Source organism: Limnohabitans sp. G3-2, assembly GCF_002778275.1.
In the GTDB taxonomy this organism is placed as follows: Bacteria; Pseudomonadota; Gammaproteobacteria; order Burkholderiales; family Burkholderiaceae_C; genus Limnohabitans_A.
In genome coordinates this window covers 49268-72758 of sequence record NZ_NESG01000004.1, presented here as the reverse complement: position 1 = coordinate 72758, position 23491 = coordinate 49268, and the positions used below count along the sequence as shown (strand labels likewise).

Here is a 23491-nt window from a genome sequence, read left to right as displayed (position 1 = left end):
CTGCTCGGCCCCAGGGGCCGCAAGCCCAGTCACTCGTCGGACATCCCGCTCAAGTCTTCTTCCACATCGGAAGATTTTTCACTTTGGGTGAGTTCTTGGCGCAAGAACTTCATCACCACAATCTCAAAACCCAGGCCGATTTCTGACAAGCAAAGGTTGTCGGCCACTTGCTGCATGGCGGTGATGGCTTGCTCCACGCTCAGTTCAGTGCGCTGGTACTTGGCACCGAACATGAAGGCACTGTCGGCGTACTCTTGTGGCAGGTAAGACCAAATGTCTGTTTTGCCGGAGCGGATTTTCTGATAACACTCCGCTTTGGGCATCGGAGGCGGCTCTTCGTTCTTGGCCACCGCAAAAGCAGCCATTTGCTGCCAATCGGCCATGCGCTCAGCACCCGAGATGAAAGTTTTGTCCAGTTGGGCGCAGCACAGCATGGCCATGCCGCGGCGCATGCGGTTCGCCTCAAAAGTATCAGCAGACGACTCAACCACCTTCTCATAAGCTTGCTTGGCGCGCTTTTTGAGAACTTCTGGCGACTCGGCTCCCTTGAAGATCGAAAACATGAGTACCCGCTAAGAAAGGCCAACGCTTTGAGCGCGTGACAAAAATGAACACATGGGCTTTGGCAGGGCCAAATTCCATACCCCAAACTGACTAACAGTATAAGCGTTGTTGTCAATATTGAGAATTTTTTAAGACAAAAAAGAATTTCGTGGATTGGCGCAGCTGGCCTTGGAAGGCCTCTCCCCATCTGATTCAAAATTTGATAAAAGTTGTATTTTTATATGCAAGCACGGCGATCAAGGGACAAAGCGGCAAAAATTTGCCGCTTTTTTGTCAAAACCGCTCAAGTATTGCCGCTCACTGCCGAATCATGATGACGATACCCCCACATTGGCTGGCCTCAACGCCGGCCCATTCGTCCGTACTGTCAGAGGGGGGCTTGATTGAAGGAACACACCATGAGCAACGACATCACCCCCAACCGCCTGCCGCCCGCTGCAGTGCCCAGCACGCCGGTCGCCAAACCTGCCGAGGAAGTGCGCGCCAAAGTCGCCGAAGTGGCCAAACCCGCGGTTGAAACCCAACCCAAGCAAGACCCCCTGGAAAGCCGGCGCTCTTTACAAGAAGCCACGGAGCAATTGAACCAACAGATGCGGCGCAACAACCGCGATCTGAACTTCAGCATGGACGATGTGGCCAAGACTTTGGTGGTGACCGTCAAAAATCAAGAAGGTGAAGTGATTCGCCAGATCCCTTCTGAAGTGGCGCTGCGCGTGGCACACAACCTGGACAACGTCAAAGGCTTGATGCAAGACGGAAAGTCTTGATCTGATCAAAAAATTCAACAAAGCCCTAAAGCTTGTTGAACATGAACCGATTCATCAAGTAACAGAGATTCAAAACCGATTTTCTGTAATTAACAGGCAGGTCCTACTCCATCCGGTTCCTGCCAACCACTTGAAATCAATCTCTTAGGAGTAAGACCATGTCCGTAATCAACACCAACGTCAAATCGATGATTGCCCAAAATGCCATGACGGTGAACAACCGTACGCTGGGTAAATCCATGGAGCAACTGTCCACCGGCAAGCGCATCAACTCTGCTGGCGATGATGCCGCAGGTTTGGCCATCGCTAACCGCATGACCGCCCAAATCAAGGCGCTGGACCAGTCGGTTCGCAATGCCAACGACGGCATCTCGATGATGCAAACCGCTGAAGGCGCCACCAAAGAAATCACCAACATGCTGCAGCGCATGCGTGAGTTGTCGGTGCAGGCCTCCAACGACAGCTACAGCTCAACCGATCGTACGGCCATCGCCGCCGAGGTCACCCAACTCACCAACGAAGTGACCCGAATCGCCACCAACACACAATGGAACGGCATGGCTATTCTGGGCGGTGCAGCTGCCTATAGCTCGATGACATTCCAAGTGGGCACCGAAGGCGACGCCACTTCTGCCATCACAGTGGGCTTTTCGGGCATGAGCGCTGGCGCTTTGACCATTGGTGGCACGAACTTGTCTTTCACCACCAGCGTGCAAGCGCAAGCATCGATTGAACTGCTCGATACCGCCATCACCGCTGTGGACACCTTCCGCTCTGGTTTGGGTGCCCGCATCAACCGCTTGACATCGGCTGCAGACAACTTGGCCAACGTGGCCTTGAACACCTCAGCTTCGCGCAGCCAAATTGAAGACACCGACTACGCCAAAACCACGACCGATTTGGCCAAGAGCCAAATCATCCAGCAGGCAGCGACCGCGATGCTGGCGCAAGCGAACCAAGCACCTCAATCGGTTCTGTCATTACTCAAGTAATCAACCAGATCAATCTGACCATGATCTTGGTCAGGTGAACTGACTCTTTGATCCAACTTATCCAAGCCAATTGGCTTGGAGATTTGGAAGTTTTTTTAGTCCTTTTAGGAAATAACCATGTCCGTAATCAACACCAACGTCAAGTCGATGATTGCCCAAAACGCCATGACGGTGAACAACCGTACTTTGGGCAAAGCCATGGAGCAACTGTCAACGGGCAAACGCATCAACGCCGCATCTGATGACGCTGCGGGCCTGGCCATCGCCAACCGCATGACCGCCCAAATCAAAGCGCTGGACCAGTCGGTTCGCAATGCCAACGACGGCATCTCGATGATGCAAACCGCTGAAGGCGCGACCAAAGAGATCACCAACATGCTGCAGCGCATGCGTGAGTTGTCGGTGCAGGCCGCCAACGACAGCTACAGTGCCACTGACCGCACGGCGATTGCCGCCGAGGTCACTCAGCTCACCAGCGAAGTGACACGAGTTGCTACCAATACGCAATGGAACGGAATGGCTATTTTGGGCGGTGCAGCAGCCTACAGCTCGATGACCTTCCAAGTGGGCACAGAAGGCGATGCAACTTCCGCCATCACGGTAGGTTTCTCCGGCATGAGTGCAGGTGCTCTGACCGTCACCGGCTTGTCTTTCAGCACAAGTGTGTTTGCTCAAGCCTCGATTGAACTGCTGGACACCGCCATTACCGCTGTGGATACCTTCCGCTCTGGTTTGGGTGCCCGCATCAACCGTTTGACTTCGGCTGCTGACAACTTGGCCAACGTGGCCTTGAACACTTCGGCTTCGCGCAGCCAAATTGAAGACACCGATTACGCCCAAACCACCACTGAATTGGCCAAGAGCCAAATCATCCAGCAGGCAGCGACAGCGATGCTGGCGCAAGCCAACCAAGCGCCGCAATCTGTTCTGTCCTTGCTGCGCTAAAACTGAACTCCACAGCACCCCTGGTCACAGCCAGGGTGCTGTTGTTTGAAAGTTAAAGGGTTGGCTTCGTCGGCCAACCTTCGTCGGCAATACTCTTGCATGTTTGATCCACCTGCAAGCGGCAAGAGTCACTTTCGGAGTCGCCAAATGGCCAGCATCAATACCAATTTACAAGCGCTGCAGGCACAAAATGCGCTATCGGTGAACAACCGGCAACTCAACTCGTCCATGAGCCAGCTGTCTACAGGCTTGCGTGTCAACGCTGCCTCGGACGATGCCGCCAGCTTGGCGATCGGCAACCGCATGCAAACGCGTGTTCTGAGTTTGAACCAAACCATCCGCAACGCCAACGATGGCATCAGCATGATCCAAACGGCTGACAGCGCTGCACAGTCGCTCTCCGAGTCCTTGTTTCGCATGAATGAGTTGGCCATCCAGGCCTCCAACGACACCAATGGCACATCGGACAGAACCGCACTGAACGCCGAGTTCACCCAGCTGCAAGCTGGGATGACCTCGATCATCAACGGCACGACCTGGAACGGCATGAGTCTTCTCAATTCAACAGCCACCTACAACTACCAGGTAGGGGCCAACGGGGCCAACAGCTCGACCTCTGATGCCGTGGGCGTGACCTTCACCAGCTTGTCGACTCTGTCGGCCCTCAGTGCCAGCGGCGTGGGCACCAGCGCCAATGCCGCCTCGGCCATCACAGCCGTCTCCAGCTCCTTGACCACGATCAACAGCAACCGTTCGGCTTGGGGTGCGGCCATCAACCGATTGACATACGCGGCGGACAACTCGGCCAATGTATCAATGAACCTCAGTGCGTCCAAAAGTCAATTGATGGACACCGATTACGCCAAGACCACGGCCAATATGGCACGCGCTCAAATCCTGCAAGATGCGGGGACGGCCATGCTCTCACAAGCCAACCAACAATCGTTCTCGGTTCTCCAACTGCTGAACTGACCTGCCCTTCCAGAACCTGGCCTAGCTTGGCCACAACACTGGAACATTTATTGCTGTCTTTTTGCTTGCGCCTTTGAGGGCGGCAAGCTGTTGCCGTTCCTCTTAGGTTAAACCGTTTGCACAGCGTGGGGCCTGCCCGGCACACGCGCTGGCCACAACCTGAGAACCGAGCATGCTTCAAGTCAGACCACAGCCCGCCAAGAACCATCACGCAAAAAAAGCCGAAAACCTGTACCAAGCGGGTCAGTACAGTGAGTGCATTCTTGAATGTCGGTTGGCACTTCAAAAAGCACCTCAAAATATAAGACTTCTGGATCTGTGTGCCTTGTCCTATTTGCTGACAGGGCAAGACGACGCATGTGTTGAAAGCTATCGGGCAATCTTGAAGATCGATGCAGGAAATTTCATTGCCAATCTGAATATCGGGAAAATATTTATCAATCAAGGTAAGTACAGTCAAGCTTTGGATTTTCTAGAAAAATGCTTGATTGAATCAGAACACTTGAGCAATGTACGGCTCATGATGGGCATTTGCCACGAAATGACAGGCAACTACCCTGAAGCCGTTAATTTTTACACCTTAGTTCTCAGTCATGAGCCGCACAAAATAAAAGCCTATCTCCAATTGGCATCCACGCTCTTTAAACTGCAACAAAAAAATGCGGCTTTTGAAGTGTTGGATACTGGATTCAAACTCAATCCAGGAGCTTATGACCTGCTGTTCATCAAAGGCAACAGTCTGATAGAAAATGGCCTTTATGCATCTGCAGAAGATGTCTTCAAAGAATTAGAAAAACTCAGCCCCAATAACATCATTTACACGTCAACGCACGCTGAGTTATTGAGGAAAATGCGCAAAACCGAAGAATCCTTGCTTAAATATAAAGAAGCTTTAGAAATTGATTCACAACACATACCCACACTTATCAACTATGGCAATCTGCTGAGTCATTTAAAAAGGATTGAAGAAGCCATAGATATATTTCATGATGTGATTGCACTTGATGATCAAAACAGCATGGCCCTCGGCAATATTTCAAATTTGATGCTGATGAAAAGAGACCTGAATAAAGCACTAGAATATGCAGAAAAGACTTTCAAACTCACGCCCAATGTTGCCGGATCTTACCTTTATACCATGTCCTTTCATTGCGAATGGCAAAATTACGATGAAGTCATTTTAAAATTAAATCAAGACACCAAATTTGGATGGTCTGGTCCTTTTGCTCCAATCATTTTTTCAAATCAAGCCGAGCATCATCTTGCCTATGCTAAAAACTGGGCAAAGCAAGTAAAAGCCACTAATTTATTAGGCCCCATTCAATCCTATAAAAATCATAAAAAAATTAAATTAGCGTATTACACAAGTGATTTTTTCGGCCATGCTACAGCCATGTTAATCGAAGGATTGCTGATGTCGCACGATCGGGATTTGTTTGAATTACATGCTTTTTCCTTGGACCTCACCAAGGAAGATGAATATACACACAGAATCAAAAATTTATTCGATCACTACCACGAAGTCTTTCACTACAGCGACCGGGCCATCGCCAACTTGTCCAGGGAGCTCGAGATAGACATTGCCATTGATTTAAAAGGCTATACCGAAGGCTCGAGGCCTGCCATTTTTGCAGAAAGAGCCGCACCGGTTCAAATTAATTTTCTTGGATTTCCTGGCAGTATGGGCGCTGATTTCATTGATTACATGATCGCAGATCCCTATACGATCACCGATGAAAATAGAGCATGTTTTTCTGAAAAAATTATTTTCATGCCGGATTGTTATCAACCGAACCATCCGGGGCGACCCAAACCACACGGTCAGTCAAAACATCCGTCTGAACTTCCTCCTGAAAAATTCATATTCTGCAGTTTCAATAACGCTTACAAAATCACCCCATCACAATTCAAATTATGGATGAAAATACTTCAAGATGCACCTGACAGTGTGCTGTGGCTTTTGAAATCCACAGAAAAAGCTCAGTTTAATTTGCATCGATATGCAGCTGAGGCCGGCATCGATTCAAGCCGAATAATTTTTGCCGATTTTTTACCCGAAGCTGCACATCTTGAACGCTTGAGCCATGCGGATTTATTTCTGGATAGCTTTCCATGCAATGCTCACACAACAGCGTCGGATGCATTGTGGGCGGGCGTACCTCTGCTCACACGGTCTGGCCAAACTTTTGCAAGCAGGGTCGCAGGCAGCATTTTGACCGCTGTTGGCGCAGAAGAACTGATCGTGGGGACTGATGAAGACTACTACAAATTAGCCATGCGAATTTACAATGACACTGAATACCTTGGCTTTTTGAAAAAAACAGTCAAATCCGGCATCAGAAATGGCCCTTTGTATGATATTAAAAAATATACAACTTATTTCGAAAAAGCCCTTATCAGTGCACATAAAAATTTTGAGGAAAACCGTGAAAAAATAGATTTTATATGTAAGTCATCAACAGATATTTAATTTGCAAAAACTCATGGATTTTTCAAGCACAAGAGGAAATAAATCACCACGCCTTTGAAGAGTGTCGGCTTTTCACTAAATTTTCTGGCACAACTTTTGCTTAGTTTGTTGAAATTTTTGGATTGATCAGCGACATGCCCCAACACATACACTTGTGCATCATTCAACCCTCGGGCTATATCCACTCCCTTGGATTTTTAGATCAGGCACGTTTTGCCCGCCACCAGTTCCGCCAACTTGGTGCTGAGGTGACGATTGGGAAAAACAGGCTTCGCGAAGATGCTATCAACATCATCTTTGGCGCACATTTGGGCTTTCCAGCGCAGCTCAAACAGCGATTCACCTGTGTTTTCTTCAATCTGGAGCAATTGGGCGAAGGTGGTGCCATCGTCAGCAAGGCTTACATTGAGCTGCTGAGTTCATCGGCTGTGATGGACTACGACTCACGCAACCTGGCCGCCTACGGCTGCAAAGTGGGTGACATTCCAATCGTGTCATTTCAGTTTGCCCCCTACTTGTACCAAGCAGAAATGCTTCCCCTTGAAGATCGCCCCATCGATTTGTTATTTTTTGGCGGCATCAACGAACGCAGGCATGCCATTATTGATCGCATCGAAGCCTGCGGATGGAGCGTCTCTCGCTTTGACCAACCGTTGTTCAGCGAAGAGCGCGACCAATTCATTCGGCAGTCCAAAGCCGTTTTCAATTGCCACTTTTATGAAAGCAGTCGTTTCGAACAGGCTCGCGCCTTTCACACGTTGTCGATGGGCACTCCGGTCATTTCAGAGCGTACAGATCTCACCACCCCTCCACCCGCTTTTGAAAAGGCAGTGAGGTGGGTGAGCGACGACGAGCTGGAAAACTTCTTTGCCAACGAGTTCTTGACACCCAAGTGGCAGCAACAGGCTCTGGAGCAATTGCAGGCCTTTAGAGAAACCGATGCAAGCGAGTCCTGGAAAATAACCCACGACTACTGCCAAGCTCTTTGGGATATAGACGGAAAGGGAAAAGCTGACCAAGTTTGGCGGCCGACCCAAATGAATCTCGGTTCGGGCAAAGACTACAAACTTGGCTGGTTGAATGTAGACATCATTGCCAGAGCACATCCCGACTTGGTCATCGATCTGAGTCAAGAGGTTAAATTCCCGATAGAAGCCAGAACCCTGGGTGGCGGTACAGTCGTTTTAGAAAAAAACAGCCTGCACACGATTTATGCCAATAACGTACTCGAACATGTGCCGGATCTTCCTTGCTTGATGACCAACCTTTTAGCACTACTCAAAGAGGATGGTGAATTTGAATTAGAGGTCCCGTATGAAAAATCAACAACCGCTTGGCAGGACCCTACTCATTTGCGTGCAATGAATATCAATTCTTGGGCTTATTACACAAGTTGGTTTTGGTATATGGGTTGGTTCGAACACAGATTCGAGATCGTGTTATTTCAATGGCTTGACATTGATTTGAAGGCGTGTGAAGAAAACCAAGCTGCCTTCATGAAAGTACGACTGAAAAAAATCTGTACCACACCACATGAACGAACAATAGCAAGACTGACACAATCCGACTTTGGTTCGGTGCCAGATGATATTTTTAATTCATATAGTTGAAAGAAAAAAATGAGCTCTTACTATGATGGCCTGAACATCAAACTACTTGAATCCATACCAAAAAATGCAATGAAGGTATTGGAGTTGGGTTGTGCCAACGGTAAATTAGGTCGGCGCTATAAAGAATTTAATAAAAACACCCACTGGGTAGGCATTGATATCAGCAAAAAGGCAATTTCAGAGGCATCCAAACATCTTGATGAAACGTATGAAATCAATATTGACTCTGATGATTTAGATAATATTGGTAAAAATTTTGACGTAATTGTTATTGGCGATCTTTTAGAACATTTAAAAAATCCAGAAGATCTATTAGATAGAATTTACGATTTAAGTCTACCAACCGTTTCATTGATTTGCTGCATCCCCAATACTGCTCACATCAGTATTGTAGAAAGGCTTTTATCCGGTGATTTTTCCTATGATGAAATGGGCCTTTTGGATAAAACCCATACACGCCTTTTTTCTGCAGCATCAGCCATAAAAACGTTTTTGAATTCAGGATGGTTACCTGACATCATTGACCGTTATGATACGCCTACACGAACTGATGCATTCATGGAGTCAATAGTTAATTCAGCCAAAACCCTCGGAATACCACGCGTTACGGCCATCGATCAACTTAGTCTTTATCAAATGATCATTAAGTGCGAAAAATGGCCACTCACCATTTTCGAAAAACCAGGCCCAACAGCCTCCTTTAGTATTATTGTTCCAGTCAATAAACCATGGCAATATGACTTGAATATACTTCGATCTCCTGGTCTGAAAGAGATCAATGCTGAAATTATTCCTGTATTTAATGCAACCAGTGCAGCTGATGCATACCAAACAGGGGCACAAAAATCTAGCCATCCTTGGAAAATTTTGGTCCATCAAGATGTCTATTTTCCAACGGGTACTGGAATGGCTATTGGCCGAAATTTGGGAAAACTATCATCGCAAAATATTACGCAACATCCAGTGGGATTTGCTGGCATGAAAATAGATGCCAATGGAAAAATTTCAAAATCCGGACTTTTAATTGACAGAAAAAATTTATTCAACAATGGTGCTGCAAACAATGCCTGCTCTATAGATGAATTTGCTGTCGCCTTGCATGAAGATGCCAATGTGGCGATTGATCCCAATATGGGCTGGCATCTCTGGGGTACAGAACTTTGCTTCCAATCGAAAAATAAATCAAATCAATATCAAGCCAAAATTATTGACGTCCCTTTATTTCACAACTCGATAAATGATTTTATTTTACCGGAAGATTTCTTAAAAAGCCTCAATAAACTATATTTAAAATATCCAAATATAAAATCAATTGACACCCTGTGCGGGACATTCAGCATAACAGATTAAGGTAATTTAAATTTTCCGAATCTTAATCTTAAAATCATTACCTCTATCCACTTTAATCCCATGAATTGATCTCACTGATATCAGTCAAAAAATCATTAAGTTCAGTTTCACTTAAAGACTTATTTGAATTCACGGATACACCTAAGCAACGCAGGCCCACAAATTGCTTAGATGTATGAAGAATTCCCCAACGGCGAAATGTTGCCGATCACATCAAGGAGCTACGCATGCTGCAAGCCGCAACCGACTTTCTGGGCAAAACGACCTACTCTGCCCTGTTGACCAGTGCAAGCCAAGAGCTGAGCCCGACCAAAATCCGTCAATCGATTGCCGACTTGGTGGGTCAAAACCGTTTGACGGAAGCCGACAGCTTGTCACACGAGGCCCTTCGCCGATTTCCTCAAAGCGAAGACATTCTGGTCATCCGGGCTCTGGTCACACAAGTTCGGCAAGATTGGCCTGAGGCCAGTGCGGTGCTGGAGAAATTGATCAGCCTGCAAGGGCACACCGCTCCCGCCATGACCTGGGGCCAATGGGTGCGTGTGCTGCGTTGCATGGGCGACGACGCCCGCGCCATGACCGCTGCTGCGCAAGGTTTGGCAACGCACCCCAAAGACGCGCAACTGCAAGAGGAGTTTGCCTCTTTGCAGCGCATCAGTGTGAAGCCCGCTTTGAAAGTGGCTTGAGCGACGGGGTCGCGCCGCGACCCTGATTGCTAGCAACCATCATTTCGCCGACACCCGCGGCCCCCTCTGAACAGAGGGGGCCGTTTTTTTTCGCCCGCCGGCATGGGCGGCAAGACTTTGCCAAGCGGCAAGTGGCAGCGGCAAGCCTCAGGCCCTATCCCGCCCCAATGTCATGCTTTCGACAGCTCGAACGGGTTCTTGAGAGGCGACAGCGTCAATATATTTGAAAAAAAGTCGGAAATAGGCTAAAGAAAAGCTGGCACGCGGTTTGCTTAGAAGTGTTCATCCTCGGTTTTGGCGCTGTGCCACCGAAATTTTGACACTTTCATTCAGGAGACTGCATATGACATCCCTTTACCAAGCCATGCTGTCACAAGCCGTTATGGGGCAAATGCCCAGCATGCGGGTCGTGTCGCAGTTCTCTGCCGCTGAAATTCGGCAAACCTTGGCCGACCTGGTGGCCGCTGACCGGATCGACTTGGCCAACGCCTTGGCCGCTGCGGGTCAGAGCCTGTACCCCGAGAGCGAAGACATCCTGTCCATCAGTGCTTTGCTGGCCGAAATCCAAAAAGACTGGACCACGGCCGAAGAGCACCTGCGCAAACTGGTGGAGACACAAGGCGCAGCCACCACACCCTTCACATGGCGTCATCTGATCCGCGTTCTGCGCTGCCAGTTTGAGCATGTCAAGGCATTGCAAGTCGCCAAGCAAGCCATGGCCGCTTACCCCAACGACACCACTTTGAATGACGAGTTTTTGGCAATTCAGAAACTGGTTTTCGAACAAGTGCCCCTGGCCGCTTCGGTGCAGCTGCACTGAGCCCCCCCTTCAGAGCCTTCTTGTCTCAAACACTTACTTAAAGAGTCACCACCATGTCCGTCATCAACACCAACATCAAATCCTTGGTTTCGCAAAACGCGATGGTCAAAAACAACCGCGATTTGGCCGATGCCATGCAGCAATTGTCAACCGGCAAGCGCATCAACTCCGCCAAGGACGATGCCGCAGGTTTGGCCATTTCCTCGCGCATGACCGCACAAATCACAGGTTTGGACCAAGCGGTGCGCAACGGCAACGACGCGGTGTCGATGTTGCAGACCACGGAAGGCGCGATGATCGAGATGACCAACATGCTGCAGCGCATGCGTGAGTTGGCCGTTCAATCTTCCAACGACACCTACACAGCGCTGGACCGCGGGTATATGGACCTGGAGTTCCAACAACTCAAAACCGAAGTCAACCGCATCACCGACACCACCGAGTGGAACGGGATGGCCTTTTTGAATGGCACCACGGTCAACGACGACGGCACGGTCGGTAAGTTTGAGTTTCAAGTGGGCGCCAACAACGGGCAAATCATCACACACACGGTGGCAGACATCGGGTTTCGAGCCGATCCCGGCGCGACAAAGTTTGAGACCACCACGCCCAACGTTGTGGCTGTCACAGGCCCTCCCGCAATCGCTGCACAAGCGCAAGTGTCAACACTGACCCTGAGCGGGCAGTATTTTGCTGGGGATGTGGTCTCCTTCACAGCGGGCGGTGAGACAAAAACTTACACCGTTTTAGAAGCGGATTTGGCAAGTCCAAACAACGACACGAATCTGGCAAGCATTGCCGCCAAACTGCTCACGGCCGCTGACACACCGATGGGTACTGCTGGTGTGACGCGAACCAACAATGTTTTGACATTTACGGCCGCCACTGCGGGCACCGGTTTCACGACAGCGTCCACCGTCACTTTGACCAAAGACGATGGTGCCTTGACGAATCTGAGGGCTTTGGACATCTTGAACAACACCGGCGCCAACACCTCCCTGCTTCAGCTGGATATCGCGATCAACCGCATCAACACCGAGCGCGCCAGTCTGGGTGCCACGATCAACCGCTTGAACTACGCGGTCGACAACTTGGCCAACGTGTCCCTCAACACCTCCGAGTCACGCAGCCGAATCATGGACGCGGATTACGCCAAGTCCAGCAGCGAGTTGGCCCGCACGCAAATCATCTCGCAAGCCGCGACCGCCATGTTGGCCCAAGCGAACCAGCAGCCACAAACGGTGCTGAAGCTCTTGCAAGGTTAAGTGGGCCATTGAATGCGAACACTTTCACCTTGCACTGACCGGAAAACACGGCAGTTTATTTTGTCCATGTGCGCCCAGGCTCAAAGCCATTGGGCGGCACAACGCATCCAATCGGCACCCGCGCAAGCCGCCAAAACCTTCGCGCCGCTGAACCGGCAAGCCGTGCTCGACATGCTGCAAGACTGAGCCTGCGAGACTCTCGCCGCTGGATCGAAGCCCTCCCTGTCTTGAAGCCCCATGTCCACCCTGGCTGATCAGCCCACCCGTGGCCCCAACTGCTGGCATTGCCGGCATTTTGCGATCACCCACATCCCCTCTTCGCCTTATGCTTGCCGCAGCATGGGCTTTCAGTCACGCCTGTTGCCTTCGCTCGAAGTGCTGCGCGTTGACGGGCAGTTTTGCCGCCTGTTTTCGCCCAAAGAAACGCCCGCCAAAGCTTGATTTGCGGCTGTCAATCTTCCGTCAAGCCCCTGTCAATTTCCCCATACCAATAAAAATATCAAAGTATTCATTTTGATATTTTTTAGACCTCTAGAGATTCATATTTAAACTGGCACAAGGGTTGCTTAGTTAGTCTCATCTGAACATGAGACCAACACCGTGAAGTCACAACCCTCGACCAACCCCCTGGCCCTTTGGCTGGACCCCGAAGCCGCCCTGAGCCCCGAGCACAGCCAAGCGTTGCAGGTCAGCGGCTGGGCGGTGATGCCCGTCAACACCCTGGACAACTTGCTCGCCCATGCCGCCGATGCGGCCATGGTGGTGCTGCACCTCACGGCCGACGTGACCCGGCTCAAAGCGGTTCAACAACTGTTGCAAGACGCTGGCCTGAGCACCCCCGTGGTGTGCCGCGTCGATCGCCAAGAATTCGACCTGGCCGTGGAAGCCACCCAAGCCAGCGCCCTGACGGTGCTGTCCAACCACGATGTGCGCCAAGCCTCTTGGCTGCGCTTGCACAACCAGCTCAACCCAACAGCGACCCGCTTGACGCCCCAGCCTGTGCGCAACGTGGTGTTTGTCGACCCGGCCAGCCAACACCTCTTGGCCTTGGCCCAAAAAGTGGCCCAAGCCGATGTGACCGCCCTGCTGGTGGGCCCCACCGGCTCCGGCAAAGAAGTGCTCGCCCGCGTGTTGCATGAGGCCTCGGGCCGGGCGCAAGGCCCCTTTGTGGCGCTGAACTGTGCGGCCATGCCCGAAAACCTGATCGAAGACATGTTGTTTGGCCACGAAAAAGGCGCGTTCACGGGCGCGCACCGTGAGCAAAAAGGTTTGTTCGAGCAAGCCCAAGGCGGCACCTTGTTCCTGGACGAGATTGGCGAGATGCCCATGCACCTGCAAAGCAAGCTGCTGCGCGTGCTGCAAGAGCGCCAGCTCACCCGCCTGGGGGGCCAAACCACCATCCAACTGAACGTGCGCATCGTCGCGGCCACCAACAAAGACCTGAAAAAAGCCATCGCCGAGCGCGAGTTCCGCGAAGACCTGTACTACCGCATTGCCACCTTCCGCATGCGTTTGCTGCCCCTGGCCGAGCGCCCGGGCGACATCATCCCCTTGGCCATGCAGTGCTTGTTGCAACACGACAAAAAGCCTTGGCAGTTGTTGCCGCAGGCCCAAGCGCAGTTGCTGCAATACCCCTGGCCTGGCAATGTGCGCGAGCTTGAAAACGTGATGCGCCGTGCCATGGTGTTGTGCGCCGACCATGTGGTCACCCCCGCGCACCTGATGTTTGACGATTGGCTGACCGCAGCGGCCGTGGCCGCAGCCCCCGCCCTGACGCCCGCCACCGCCCTGAGCGCGCAGCCGGTCCTGTCAGACCTGACAAGCGCCATGCCCCGTGCCACGCCAGAAGACATGCCGCAGGCGATTGACCTGAACAGCGCAGCCCGCATGAACGAGCACCAAGTCATCATGGCCACCCTGGCCAACACGCCCAGCAAAACAGAAGCCGCCAAGGTTCTGGGCATCAGCCCACGGACCTTGCGCTACAAACTCGCGCAGCTGCGTGAACACGGCTTGGGCATGGCCACCGCGGCCTGCTGAAGGAGACCCGCATGATCGACAAAGCCATTTCCCCTGCCAGCATCCAGTCGATGCTGCAAACCCTGCGCAGCCACCAAAACGAAGCGGCTGGCCAATCCCTGGGCATGCCCGGTGCCACCGAGTTGGGCGGTGCCCCAAACGGCGTGACCGGCGGTGTACAGAAAACAGGCTTCTCCGACCTGGTCTCCGGCGCCCTCGGGCAAGTGAACCAATTGCAGGTCCAGTCGTCTGACATGCGGGCTGCCTTTGACCGCGGCGAAAACATGGCGCTGACCGACGTGGTGCTGGGCATGCAGAAATCTTCCTTGGCCTTTGAAGCCACCTTGCAAGTTCGCAACAAGGTGCTCAAGGCTTACGAAGACATCCTGAACATGCCAGTCTGACCCTCCCAAATTAAAGAAGAACCAACATGGCTGCAGCAATCGCAACAATGAACACCGGGGTGATGACCACCCCCCAAGGGTCTGACAACTTACCCGCCACCACTGGTGGCAGCAGTTTGGCCACCGTGCCGGGTGCGCCCGACAAGGACGGCAAAGCCACGGGCACAGGCACGAGCCTGAGCCCCTGGAGCACCAAGGGCATGTCGGATTCGTTCACGCAAGTGATCAACCAGCCCTCGGTGCGCAAGGTCTTGCCCTTGATCATCATGCTGGTGGTCGTGGTGATTTTTGGCTTGATCTACGCCTGGATGAACGTGGTGCCTTACCGCCCCGTCATGCCGGGTCTGCAAGAGGCCGACCAGCAAAAGGCTTTTGAGTCGCTCAAGACCGCCGACTTCAGCCCCAAAATTGACCCGGCCACAGGCCAGTTGACCGTGCCCAGCACCCGCTTTCACGAGGCGCGCATCTTCTTGGCCTCGCAAGGTTTGCCCAAAGCGGGCGCCACCGGCTTGGATGGCCTGAAAGAGCAGTCGTCCATGACCACCAGCCAGTTCATGGAACAGGTCAAGGTCAACGCGGCGATGGAACAAGAGCTGGCCCGCAGCATCATGCAAATTGGCAGCGTGCAAAGCGCCCGCGTGCACCTGGCCACCCCCAAACAAAGCGTGTTTGTGCGCGATCGCACACCGCCCAAAGCTTCCGTGGTGTTGGCCCCCTACCCAGGCCGTGCGGTCTCGGCTTCGCAAGTGCAAGCCATTGTTCACCTGGTGTCGTCCAGCGTGCCTTATTTGTCACCCGACCATGTGACCGTGGTCGACAACGTGGGCAAACTGATGACCGAGTCGGCCACCGAGCAAAAACTCGGTTTGACCTCGGCCCAAGAGCAGCACAAGCAGCAGCTCGAAGAGGTGTACCGCAACCGCATCATGCAAATTTTGGCACCCATGGTGGGTGAATCCAATGTGCGCTCGCAGGTGAACCTGTCGCTGGACTTCACCCAGATCGAGAGCACCACCGAAGACTTTGACAACCGCGACAAAGGCCCCCGCACCCGCTCCGAGGTGCTGGCCGAAGACCGCGCTGCGGCCAAATCGGCCGAAGGTGTGCCGGGCTCTTTGTCCAACACCGCCCCAGTGGCCCCCACCACCACCGACACCACGACAGCCGACGCCAACAAAGGCCAAGGCGAATCGGGCAGCAAGCTCAGCAGCCGATCAACGCGCAATTTTGAGCTCGACCGCACGGTGCGCCATGTGCGCAACGCCACCGGGGGTGTGATGAAAATCAGCGTGGCCGTGGTGGTGAACGAACGCCCTGCGCCACCGCCCGCCAAAGACGCCCCCGTGGTGCCCAACGCCCCCACAACCGTGGCCTACACACCGCAAGAGTTGGAGCAAATGCTGCAAGTGGTGCGTGGCGTGGTGGGTTTTGACCAACAGCGCGGCGACAACGTGTCGGTGGTGCCGGCCAAGTTTGAAGCACCAGCCAGCCTGGAAACCATTCCTTGGTACCTGGAAGACATCGTGCAGACAGGCATCAAGAGCGCTTTGCTCGCCGTCAGCTTCATTGTGTTCATGTTCATTGTGATTCGCCCCATCATGCGCAACATCTATGCGGACCATGTGGCAGAGGCGGAACAAGCCAAGGCAGCGCTCAGCGACGGCGAGTTGAGCGAAGACGACATGCGCATGATCCAGATTGGCGAAGGCGACAGCTTGCAAGAGATCAAAGCCAAGCTCAAGCCCAAAAAGTCGAGCATTTCCATGGACATGCTGGACACCGCCAACACCTACGACGACAAAGTGGCCCTCATCCGAATGCTGGTGGCCGAAGACTCAGGCCGTGTGGCCAACGTGCTCAAGGGCATGATCAAGGTCAATTGAGCTTCAAACAGGAACAACGATCATGGCGACCCAAAAACCAGATGACAAAGCAGCAGGCGCTCCTGCTGCCCCCTTGGCCAATGCCCCCATCCCCATGACCGATGAGTTGGCCAAAGAGTTGGCCGAACTCACCGGGACGCAACGCGCTGCCGTTCTGATGCTTTTGCTCGGCGAGCAGCAAGCCTCGGAAATCATCCGCTTCATGAACCCGAAAGAAGTCCAATCACTGGGCGCCGCGATGGTGTCGGTGTCGGATTTGTCACAAGAAGCGGTGAACATCGTGCTCGACGAGTTCGTCACCATGCTGAAAAAGCAAACCAGCCTGGGCTTGGGCACGGGCGACTATGTCGAAAAAGTGCTCAAACGTGCGCTGGGTGACGACAAAGCGGCCTCGGTGCTCAGCCGCATCATGCCGGGCCAGGGCAGCAAGGGCTTGGAAATTTTGAAGTGGATGGACGCCCGCTCGATCGCCGAGATGATCCGCGGCGAACACCCCCAGGTGGTGGCCATCATCTTGTCGGTTTTGGATTACACGGTGGCGGCTGACGTGCTGAACTTCTTGCCCAGTGACTCGCGCCCCGAAATCATCCAGCGCATTGCCAGCCTGGAGACGGTGCAACCGTCGGCCATGGAGGAGTTGGAGCAGATCATGATGAAGCAGTTCGCCTCGAACTCGTCTTCCAAGTCGTCAAGCTTCGGCGGCATCAAGGCCGCAGCGCAGATCATGAACTCGGTGAAAGTCGAGTTGGAGTCCTCCATCATGGCGGGCTTGTCGCAGATCGACGGCGACCTGATGCAACGCATTCAGGACAATATGTTCACCTTCGAAAACCTGGTGAGCGTGGACAACCGCGGTATCCAGGCCATCATGCGCACGGCCGAGCCCGACCTCTTGATGGTGGCCCTGAAGGGCGCCCCCGACTTCGTCAAGGACAAGTTCCTCGACAACATGTCGGCCCGTGCCCGCGTCATGTTTGTGGACGACATGGAGAGCAAGGGCCCGCTGCGCATCACCGAAGTGGAAGAAGCACAGAAGAACGTCATGCGTTTGGCACGCAAGCTGTCCGATGCGGGCGAGCTGGTGTTGGCTGGAGGCGGCGATGGCTTTGTCTGACCTGCACGAGGAGCCTGCCGTCTGGAGCATCAACCCCTTGCTCAACAGCAAGGTCCAAGCGCCCAGGTTCTTGCGCACCCAATGGGACGAGGCCTCTGCCCGTTCATTTGGCCCTTGGCGTGTGGCCGAAAAAATCGAGCCGACCGAGGGTTTGACGCAGGAGCCGGGCACCCCCGAGGCCGAGCCCTCAGACCTGAGCGCCGAGGCCACTGCGGCCGAGACCGAAGGCGACTTGGACACCACCGGGCCCGAATCTCAGTGGAGCGAAGCCGCTCTCGACGCTTTGCGTGAAGAGTCCTACCAACGCGGCCTGCTCGAAGGCCAAGCCAAGGTGCGTGACGAATACGAGGCCGAGCGAAGCAAAGAACGCGAGATCGTGCGCCACCTGGGCATCGAGTTGCGCAGCATCAGCCAAGACCCACAGCGGTTTTTTGAACCCCTCAAACGCTTGTCTTTGCACCTCGCAGAGCAGCTGGTGCGGGCAGAGTTGCAACTGTCAGGGCAAGCCATTCACAACCTGGTGCAAGCCTGCATTCAGCAACTGGACCACACGGTGGAGCCTGTCCATGTGAGCGTGCACCCTGAAGATCTGGAGCGCTTGAAAGAGATGGGCAAATCGGTCACCGACCACATGCAGCTCGAAGCCGACACCCTGCTGCGTCCCGGCAGTGTGCGGGTGCGGGTGCAAGACAGCGTGGTGCAGGACCTGATTGAAAACCGCCTGGAGCCCCTGGCTCGGCGTTTGTTGGCCCAGCCAGAAGCCTGGATGCAGCAATCCTCGTTGGTCAAAGACCGTGCCGAGGCCATGCCCGCCGACACCCCCAGCCGCGACTGGAGCCGCCAGCTGGTGGACGTGGAAGACGTCGAGGACTCTGACATCAAAACGGCATCGCCTTCACAACCCGCGCCCCCCACCTTAGACGACACCCATGATGAACTTTGACGCAGAAGTCAGCCAACTGATTGGCGACCTGCATGCCCCCGAACCCCAACGCAATGGCACCTTGGTCCGCCTGGTCGGCATGCGTTTGGAAACGCGTGGCCTCATGGCCCCGCTGGGCGCTTGCTGCGAAGTGGTGGGGCAGTTTGGCCACCGGGTCGAGGCCGAAGTCGTCGGATTCAATGACGACACGCTCTACCTCCTGCCCTTCACCGAACCCCAAGGCATTGGGCCTGGGGCCAAAGTGTCGGTGCTCAGCCACACCTCGCAGGTGTCTTTGGGGCCTGAGTTGCTCGGACGCGTTCTGGATGGACGGGGCCAGCCCCTGGACGGCCGCCCGGCCCCGGTCTGCACCGATGTGCTCAGCCTGCAAGGCCGCCCCATCAACCCGATGGAACGTGGCCCGATCCGGGAGATTTTGGACGTGGGCGTCAAAGCCATCAACGGCATGCTGACCATCGGCCGCGGGCAGCGCTTGGGCCTGGTGGCCGGCTCAGGGGTCGGCAAAAGCGTGTTGCTGGGCATGATGACGCGCTTTACCGAAGCCGACGTGGTGGTCATTGGCCTCATTGGCGAACGCGGCCGCGAGGTGCAAGCGTTCATTGAGGAATCCTTGGGCCCCGTCGGGCTGGCCAAGTCGGTGTTGATCGCCGCCCCGGCCAACGAGTCGCCGGTGTTGCGCCTCAAAGCCACCCACATGACGCACGTCATTGCCGAATATTTCCGCGATCAGGGCAAGAACGTCTTGATGCTGGTGGACAGCCTGACCCGCGTGGCGCATGCGCAACGCGAAATTGGTCTGGCCGTCGGTGAGCCCCCCACCGCCAAGGGCTACCCGCCCTCGGTGTTTGCGCTGCTGCCCAACTTGATCGAACGCGCAGGTGTGGGCCGCCACGGCGTGGGCTCCATCACCGCCATTTACACCGTGCTGGCCGAAGGCGATGACGCCAACGACCCGATTGTGGACATCGCCCGCGCCTCGCTCGACGGCCAAGTCATGCTCTCGCGCAAACTGGCCGATGCCGCCCACTACCCCGCCATTGACCTGAACGGCTCGATCTCTCGGGTGATGCAAAACCTGCTCTCGCCCGAAGACCAAAAGCTGGCCAACCGGTTTCGGCGCCTGTGGTCGCTGTACCAACAAAACCAAGACCTGATCCAGGTGGGCGCCTACGAAGCGGGCAGCAACCCCGACCTGGACCAAGCCATCCGTTTGCGCACGTCGATGGAACATTTTCTGCAACAAGACATGCACACAGGCCAGGACGTCGCGGCCACGCGCCACGAAGTCCAAAGCCTGATGTCGGTCTGACCCCACCAAGGCCTACCCCATGAGACAAGCTCGAAACTGCTGGCCCGTACTGGTTCGCAAAGCCCAAGATGCGGTCAACGAAGCCCAGGCCGACATTGCCCAAGCCCTCGCCCGCGTGGAACAACTGCAAGCCAGCCACGCCCGCTTGTGCGCGCTGTACGACGAATACCGCCTGCAGGAAACCCAAAGCACGACCCCGGTCATGGGCATGCAAGCGAGCATGAACCACCGACAGTTCATGGCGCAACTGCTCACTTTGCAGCAAAGGGTGGTGCTGGACCTGAGCAAAGCCCAAGCCACCTTGAGCCAAATGCGCAAAAAAAGGGTGTTGGCCGAGGTCGAACTGCACAAGATGACCTCGCTGGCCGAACAAGACGCCAAAGCGGTGGCCAAAGATGTGCTGCGCTACGAGCAAAGGCAAATGGACGAGTTGGGTGTGCGCCAATTCAACTTGAGCCCCCAGCTTTAAGGCCAGCAGGCCTGTGGCAACTCAACCGGGCGCTCCAAAATGAGCACTTTAGAACCCATTGACCCGCCAACAGAATCCAATCTCAGCATTTGATAAAACCACTAATACCAACAATAGTTGGTTAGAATGAATTAAATCATTTGTGGGCTCCATGGTCATGCTTAAAAACCTCTCGGTCTCTCTTCGGCTCTTTATGCTGGTGATTTGCATCAGCTTGGTCTCGGTGGTGGTGGGCGTGGTGGGGCTGCGCGGCATGACCCAGGCCATCGCCAGCTTCAACTTTGTCAACACCGACCATTTGGTCCATTTGCGTGACCTGAAGATCATCTCTGACCAGTACACCCTGCACGTTCTGGACGGCGCGATGAAAGTCCGTTCACGTCAGATGTCTTGGGAGGATGCCCAGAAAGACTTGGTCAAATCCCGTCAGACGGTCAAAGACAAATGGGCTGCGCACCCCACTGACGACTTTGTGGGCGAAGAGAAAAAACTGGTCACCAAAATTGAAGCGTCTTTTGACAAAGTCAACACGCTGCTGGACCAACTGAACACGATTTACGTCGACCAAGAGCGCTCGGATTTGGCCTCTTTTTCTGACAAACAACTTTTCCCAGCGGTGGAAGAGTTGATTGAACACTTGTCGGAGTTCATTGAAGCCCAGCTGACCGAAGCCAACAATGAGTATTTGCTGGCCGAAGACGCCTACGAATTCAACCGCAACCTGACCATCGGCTTGATCGTTGCAGGCTTGCTGGGTGGTTTGTGGCTGGCCCTGTCCATCATCCGCTCGATCACGCAGCCTCTGGCCAAAGTGCAAGAGGCGGTCGGCACGATTGAAAAAACCGGCAACTTTTCGGTGCGCATCGATGTGACCCAAGACGACGAGGTCGGTCGCACGGCCGACGCCATCAACCGCATGATTGCCTCGCAGCAATCGGCCGTGGGCGAGGTCAACCAAGTCGTCAACGCCTTGGCGGTGGGCAATTTCACCCCCCGCATCCACGCCGACCTCAAGGGTGACCTGGGCGAGATGAAAAAAGCCGTCAACACCTCGGCCGATGCGATCCAAAACACCACCCGCAGCCTGATCCAGGTGATGACGGCATTGGAAAACGGCCATTTTTCGACCCGCGTTCAAGCCGATGCACAGGGCGAGTACAAAGCCGCCATGACCCAAGCCACCAACGCCATGCAGGCTTTGGACAACATGCTGGGCAATGTCTCTGGCGTGCTGCAACACGTGGCCAATGGCAACCTCACCCAGCGTGTGCATGCACAAGGCCAGGGCGAATTGGCCACCCTCAAAGACAACATCAACCGCTCGCTCGACGCCCTGTCGATGGCCATGCGCGTCATCAACACCAACAGCCAGCAAGTGGCTGCTGCGGCCAATGAAACCAGCCAGGCGATTGGCCAAATTTCGGACGGCGCACAAAACCAAACCCACGCCATCTCGCAACTGGCGTCTGCCGTGCGTCAAACCACCGATGCGGTGAGCGATGTGTCGCGCAACACCACGATTGCCAGCCAGAAGTCCCAAGAGTCCATGAGCATCATGCGCGAAGGCATGCTGCAGATGGAGCAGATGGTGGAAGTGGTCAGCTCCATCGCCTCGAACTCGGAAAAGATCAACAAGATCACCGAAGTGATCGAGAAAATCGCCAACAAAACCAACCTGCTCTCGCTCAATGCCGCCATCGAAGCGGCCCGTGCCGGCGAGCATGGCAAAGGCTTCTCGGTGGTGGCCGAAGAAGTGGGCAAACTGGCCGCCAACAGCGCCGAGAGCTCGCAAGAAATCGCACGCTTGGTGCAAGAAGCGGTGGCCGAGACCCAACGTGCGGTGGCCACCGTCAAGAAAGTCAACCAAGGCATGCACCAGATCGAGCAAGGCTCGGTCGAGACCGACAACATGCTGCACCGCATCTCTTCGGCTTTGGAGCAGCAAAGCATGGCGGTGGAGCAAATCAACTCCAACATCACCAGCTTGGACGCCATCGCTCGCAGCAACGCCGCAGCCTCCGAAGAAATCACGGCCACGGTGATGGAGCTGTCGAAAATCGCCGATGCCACACGCCACGAAGTCAACAAATTTGATGTCAACTGATCCACGAAGCACCATGAAAAAATTCATCCAACGCCCCCTCGCCGCCCTCCTGCCCTTGAGCCTTTGCGTGCTGGCGATTCCAGCGCAAGCTGGCCGCCCCTTGGCCGTGGACGACGCCAATGTGAACGAAAAAGGCGCAGGACACGTCGAAGTGTGGGTGGCCCGCGACAGCGACAAGGTCGACACCTGGACCGTGGCCCCTGCTTTTGCGCCCATTGAGGGTGTGGAAATCGGCGTGAGCTACGCCAAGGCCCGCAAAAATGGCAACGCCGAACAAGCCATTCAAGCCAAGTGGCGCATCACACCCAGCCAAGAAAATGGTTGCAACGTGGCCAGCACCTTGGGTACCGTGCACGAAAAATCGGTGGGCAGCAGCCCCTTCTTGGTCGGCATCTTGACCTGCAACTCAGCCCTGGGCGCCGTGCACGTGAACTTGACACGCCACAACCCCAAGGACGAGAAAAGTTACAACAGCTGGGGCGTGGCTTTTGAGCGCGAAATGGGCGGCGTCACACCGCACATCGAAGTCTTTGGCGACGAAGGCGGCAAACCCACCGTTCAATTCGGTGCCAAAACCGAGATCGCCAAAGGCCTGCAACTGGACGGCACCGTGGGCCGCGACCGTCAAAACAGCGCCAATGTGTTTTCACTGGGTTTCAAGTATTCTTTTTGAACGCCCACACCCAGCAATCAACCCGCCTTCTAGGCGGGTTTTTTCATCCCCTTGGGTGACAACCCCCATGAATTCCCCTAGGGAAATAGGGGTCTGACTGTCCCATAATGAGGCGAGTGCTTTTCTGGGCAC

General features: G+C 54.3%; 21 protein-coding genes. 20 read left to right on the top strand and 1 reads right to left on the bottom strand.

Annotated elements, in window-relative coordinates; genetic code table 11:
* Positions 1 to 29: 29 nt before the first annotated feature.
* Entirely contained in the window at positions 30 to 563 is a 534-nt protein-coding gene (locus tag B9Z31_RS06905; protein WP_100118842.1) for a hypothetical protein, read from the bottom strand.
* A gap of 399 nt (positions 564 to 962) precedes the next feature.
* Here B9Z31_RS06905 and B9Z31_RS06900 point away from each other — a divergent pair, with 399 nt between their 5' ends.
* The 20 genes from B9Z31_RS06900 to B9Z31_RS06805 all read left to right on the top strand — a co-directional run bounded on the left by B9Z31_RS06900 (position 963) and on the right by B9Z31_RS06805 (position 23359).
* Positions 963 to 1331: a flagellar protein FlaG gene (locus B9Z31_RS06900; RefSeq protein ID WP_100118841.1), complete on the top strand. Its 369-nt coding sequence runs from the start codon at positions 963 to 965 to the stop codon at positions 1329 to 1331.
* A gap of 158 nt (positions 1332 to 1489) precedes the next feature.
* The gene (locus tag B9Z31_RS06895; RefSeq protein WP_100118840.1) at positions 1490 to 2323 is read left to right on the top strand and encodes a flagellin; all 834 of its coding nucleotides are present in this window, start codon (positions 1490 to 1492) and stop codon (positions 2321 to 2323) included.
* Between the two features lie 117 nt (positions 2324 to 2440).
* The gene (locus B9Z31_RS06890; RefSeq protein ID WP_100118839.1) at positions 2441 to 3268 is read left to right on the top strand and encodes a flagellin; all 828 of its coding nucleotides are present in this window, start codon (positions 2441 to 2443) and stop codon (positions 3266 to 3268) included.
* A 147-nt stretch (positions 3269 to 3415) separates the two neighbouring features.
* Complete coding sequence (locus tag B9Z31_RS06885; protein WP_100118838.1) at positions 3416 to 4240, top strand: flagellin; 825 nt, start codon at positions 3416 to 3418, stop codon at positions 4238 to 4240.
* Between the two features lie 172 nt (positions 4241 to 4412).
* Entirely contained in the window at positions 4413 to 6710 is a 2298-nt protein-coding gene (locus B9Z31_RS06880; protein WP_100118837.1) for a tetratricopeptide repeat protein, read from the top strand.
* A 152-nt stretch (positions 6711 to 6862) separates the two neighbouring features.
* Positions 6863 to 8320 (top strand): methyltransferase domain-containing protein, encoded by a 1458-nt coding sequence (locus B9Z31_RS06875; protein ID WP_233200820.1) that lies wholly within the window; start codon positions 6863 to 6865, stop codon positions 8318 to 8320.
* Positions 8321 to 8329: 9 nt separating this feature from the next.
* Positions 8330 to 9670 (top strand): methyltransferase domain-containing protein, encoded by a 1341-nt coding sequence (locus tag B9Z31_RS06870; RefSeq protein ID WP_100118835.1) that lies wholly within the window; start codon positions 8330 to 8332, stop codon positions 9668 to 9670.
* Positions 9671 to 9897: 227 nt separating this feature from the next.
* Positions 9898 to 10356 (top strand): M48 family metallopeptidase, encoded by a 459-nt coding sequence (locus B9Z31_RS06865; protein ID WP_100118834.1) that lies wholly within the window; start codon positions 9898 to 9900, stop codon positions 10354 to 10356.
* 343 nt (positions 10357 to 10699) lie between these two features.
* Positions 10700 to 11176: a hypothetical protein gene (locus B9Z31_RS06860; protein ID WP_100118833.1), complete on the top strand. Its 477-nt coding sequence runs from the start codon at positions 10700 to 10702 to the stop codon at positions 11174 to 11176.
* Positions 11177 to 11229: 53 nt separating this feature from the next.
* Positions 11230 to 12441, top strand: coding sequence for a flagellin (locus tag B9Z31_RS06855; RefSeq protein WP_100118832.1), 1212 nt, complete (start codon positions 11230 to 11232; stop codon positions 12439 to 12441).
* Between the two features lie 237 nt (positions 12442 to 12678).
* Positions 12679 to 12882, top strand: coding sequence for a uracil-DNA glycosylase (locus B9Z31_RS06850; RefSeq protein WP_100118831.1), 204 nt, complete (start codon positions 12679 to 12681; stop codon positions 12880 to 12882).
* Positions 12883 to 13041: 159 nt separating this feature from the next.
* Positions 13042 to 14481 carry a sigma-54-dependent Fis family transcriptional regulator gene (locus tag B9Z31_RS06845; protein ID WP_100118830.1) on the top strand — a complete coding sequence of 480 codons (1440 nt, stop codon included), beginning with the start codon at positions 13042 to 13044 and terminating at the stop codon, positions 14479 to 14481.
* Between the two features lie 11 nt (positions 14482 to 14492).
* Positions 14493 to 14864 carry a flagellar hook-basal body complex protein FliE gene (fliE, locus tag B9Z31_RS06840; protein ID WP_100118829.1) on the top strand — a complete coding sequence of 124 codons (372 nt, stop codon included), beginning with the start codon at positions 14493 to 14495 and terminating at the stop codon, positions 14862 to 14864.
* A gap of 26 nt (positions 14865 to 14890) precedes the next feature.
* Positions 14891 to 16747 carry a flagellar basal-body MS-ring/collar protein FliF gene (gene fliF, locus B9Z31_RS06835; RefSeq protein ID WP_233200818.1) on the top strand — a complete coding sequence of 619 codons (1857 nt, stop codon included), beginning with the start codon at positions 14891 to 14893 and terminating at the stop codon, positions 16745 to 16747.
* A 22-nt stretch (positions 16748 to 16769) separates the two neighbouring features.
* Positions 16770 to 17861, top strand: coding sequence for a flagellar motor switch protein FliG (gene fliG / locus B9Z31_RS06830; protein WP_100118827.1), 1092 nt, complete (start codon positions 16770 to 16772; stop codon positions 17859 to 17861).
* The gene (locus B9Z31_RS06825) at positions 17848 to 18804 is read left to right on the top strand and encodes a FliH/SctL family protein (protein ID WP_158235660.1); all 957 of its coding nucleotides are present in this window, start codon (positions 17848 to 17850) and stop codon (positions 18802 to 18804) included. Before fliG ends, B9Z31_RS06825 begins: the two co-directional genes overlap by 14 nt.
* On the top strand, positions 18791 to 20113 hold the full coding sequence (locus B9Z31_RS06820) for a FliI/YscN family ATPase (RefSeq protein WP_233200816.1): 1323 nt from the start codon (positions 18791 to 18793) through the stop codon (positions 20111 to 20113). Before B9Z31_RS06825 ends, B9Z31_RS06820 begins: the two co-directional genes overlap by 14 nt.
* Before the next feature lie 19 nt (positions 20114 to 20132).
* The gene (locus B9Z31_RS06815) at positions 20133 to 20582 is read left to right on the top strand and encodes a flagellar FliJ family protein (RefSeq protein WP_100118824.1); all 450 of its coding nucleotides are present in this window, start codon (positions 20133 to 20135) and stop codon (positions 20580 to 20582) included.
* Positions 20583 to 20733: 151 nt separating this feature from the next.
* Positions 20734 to 22686 carry a methyl-accepting chemotaxis protein gene (locus B9Z31_RS06810; protein ID WP_100118823.1) on the top strand — a complete coding sequence of 651 codons (1953 nt, stop codon included), beginning with the start codon at positions 20734 to 20736 and terminating at the stop codon, positions 22684 to 22686.
* Between the two features lie 13 nt (positions 22687 to 22699).
* Positions 22700 to 23359 (top strand): hypothetical protein, encoded by a 660-nt coding sequence (locus tag B9Z31_RS06805; protein WP_100118822.1) that lies wholly within the window; start codon positions 22700 to 22702, stop codon positions 23357 to 23359.
* Positions 23360 to 23491: the final 132 nt, after the last annotated feature.

Coding starts and splice junctions, on each gene's coding strand:
- B9Z31_RS06890 (WP_100118839.1), top strand. CDS start 2,441: ATGTCCGTAATCAACACCAACGTCAAGTCGATGATTGCCCAAAACGCC.
- B9Z31_RS06895 (WP_100118840.1), top strand. CDS start 1,490: ATGTCCGTAATCAACACCAACGTCAAATCGATGATTGCCCAAAATGCC.
- fliE (WP_100118829.1), top strand. CDS start 14,493: ATGATCGACAAAGCCATTTCCCCTGCCAGCATCCAGTCGATGCTGCAA.
- B9Z31_RS06905 (WP_100118842.1), bottom strand. CDS start 563: ATGTTTTCGATCTTCAAGGGAGCCGAGTCGCCAGAAGTTCTCAAAAAG.
- B9Z31_RS06860 (WP_100118833.1), top strand. CDS start 10,700: ATGACATCCCTTTACCAAGCCATGCTGTCACAAGCCGTTATGGGGCAA.
- B9Z31_RS06815 (WP_100118824.1), top strand. CDS start 20,133: ATGAGACAAGCTCGAAACTGCTGGCCCGTACTGGTTCGCAAAGCCCAA.
- B9Z31_RS06820 (WP_233200816.1), top strand. CDS start 18,791: ATGATGAACTTTGACGCAGAAGTCAGCCAACTGATTGGCGACCTGCAT.
- B9Z31_RS06805 (WP_100118822.1), top strand. CDS start 22,700: ATGAAAAAATTCATCCAACGCCCCCTCGCCGCCCTCCTGCCCTTGAGC.
- fliF (WP_233200818.1), top strand. CDS start 14,891: ATGGCTGCAGCAATCGCAACAATGAACACCGGGGTGATGACCACCCCC.
- B9Z31_RS06870 (WP_100118835.1), top strand. CDS start 8,330: ATGAGCTCTTACTATGATGGCCTGAACATCAAACTACTTGAATCCATA.
- B9Z31_RS06885 (WP_100118838.1), top strand. CDS start 3,416: ATGGCCAGCATCAATACCAATTTACAAGCGCTGCAGGCACAAAATGCG.
- B9Z31_RS06825 (WP_158235660.1), top strand. CDS start 17,848: ATGGCTTTGTCTGACCTGCACGAGGAGCCTGCCGTCTGGAGCATCAAC.
- B9Z31_RS06880 (WP_100118837.1), top strand. CDS start 4,413: ATGCTTCAAGTCAGACCACAGCCCGCCAAGAACCATCACGCAAAAAAA.
- B9Z31_RS06900 (WP_100118841.1), top strand. CDS start 963: ATGAGCAACGACATCACCCCCAACCGCCTGCCGCCCGCTGCAGTGCCC.
- B9Z31_RS06850 (WP_100118831.1), top strand. CDS start 12,679: ATGTCCACCCTGGCTGATCAGCCCACCCGTGGCCCCAACTGCTGGCAT.
- B9Z31_RS06865 (WP_100118834.1), top strand. CDS start 9,898: ATGCTGCAAGCCGCAACCGACTTTCTGGGCAAAACGACCTACTCTGCC.
- B9Z31_RS06855 (WP_100118832.1), top strand. CDS start 11,230: ATGTCCGTCATCAACACCAACATCAAATCCTTGGTTTCGCAAAACGCG.
- B9Z31_RS06810 (WP_100118823.1), top strand. CDS start 20,734: ATGGTCATGCTTAAAAACCTCTCGGTCTCTCTTCGGCTCTTTATGCTG.
- fliG (WP_100118827.1), top strand. CDS start 16,770: ATGGCGACCCAAAAACCAGATGACAAAGCAGCAGGCGCTCCTGCTGCC.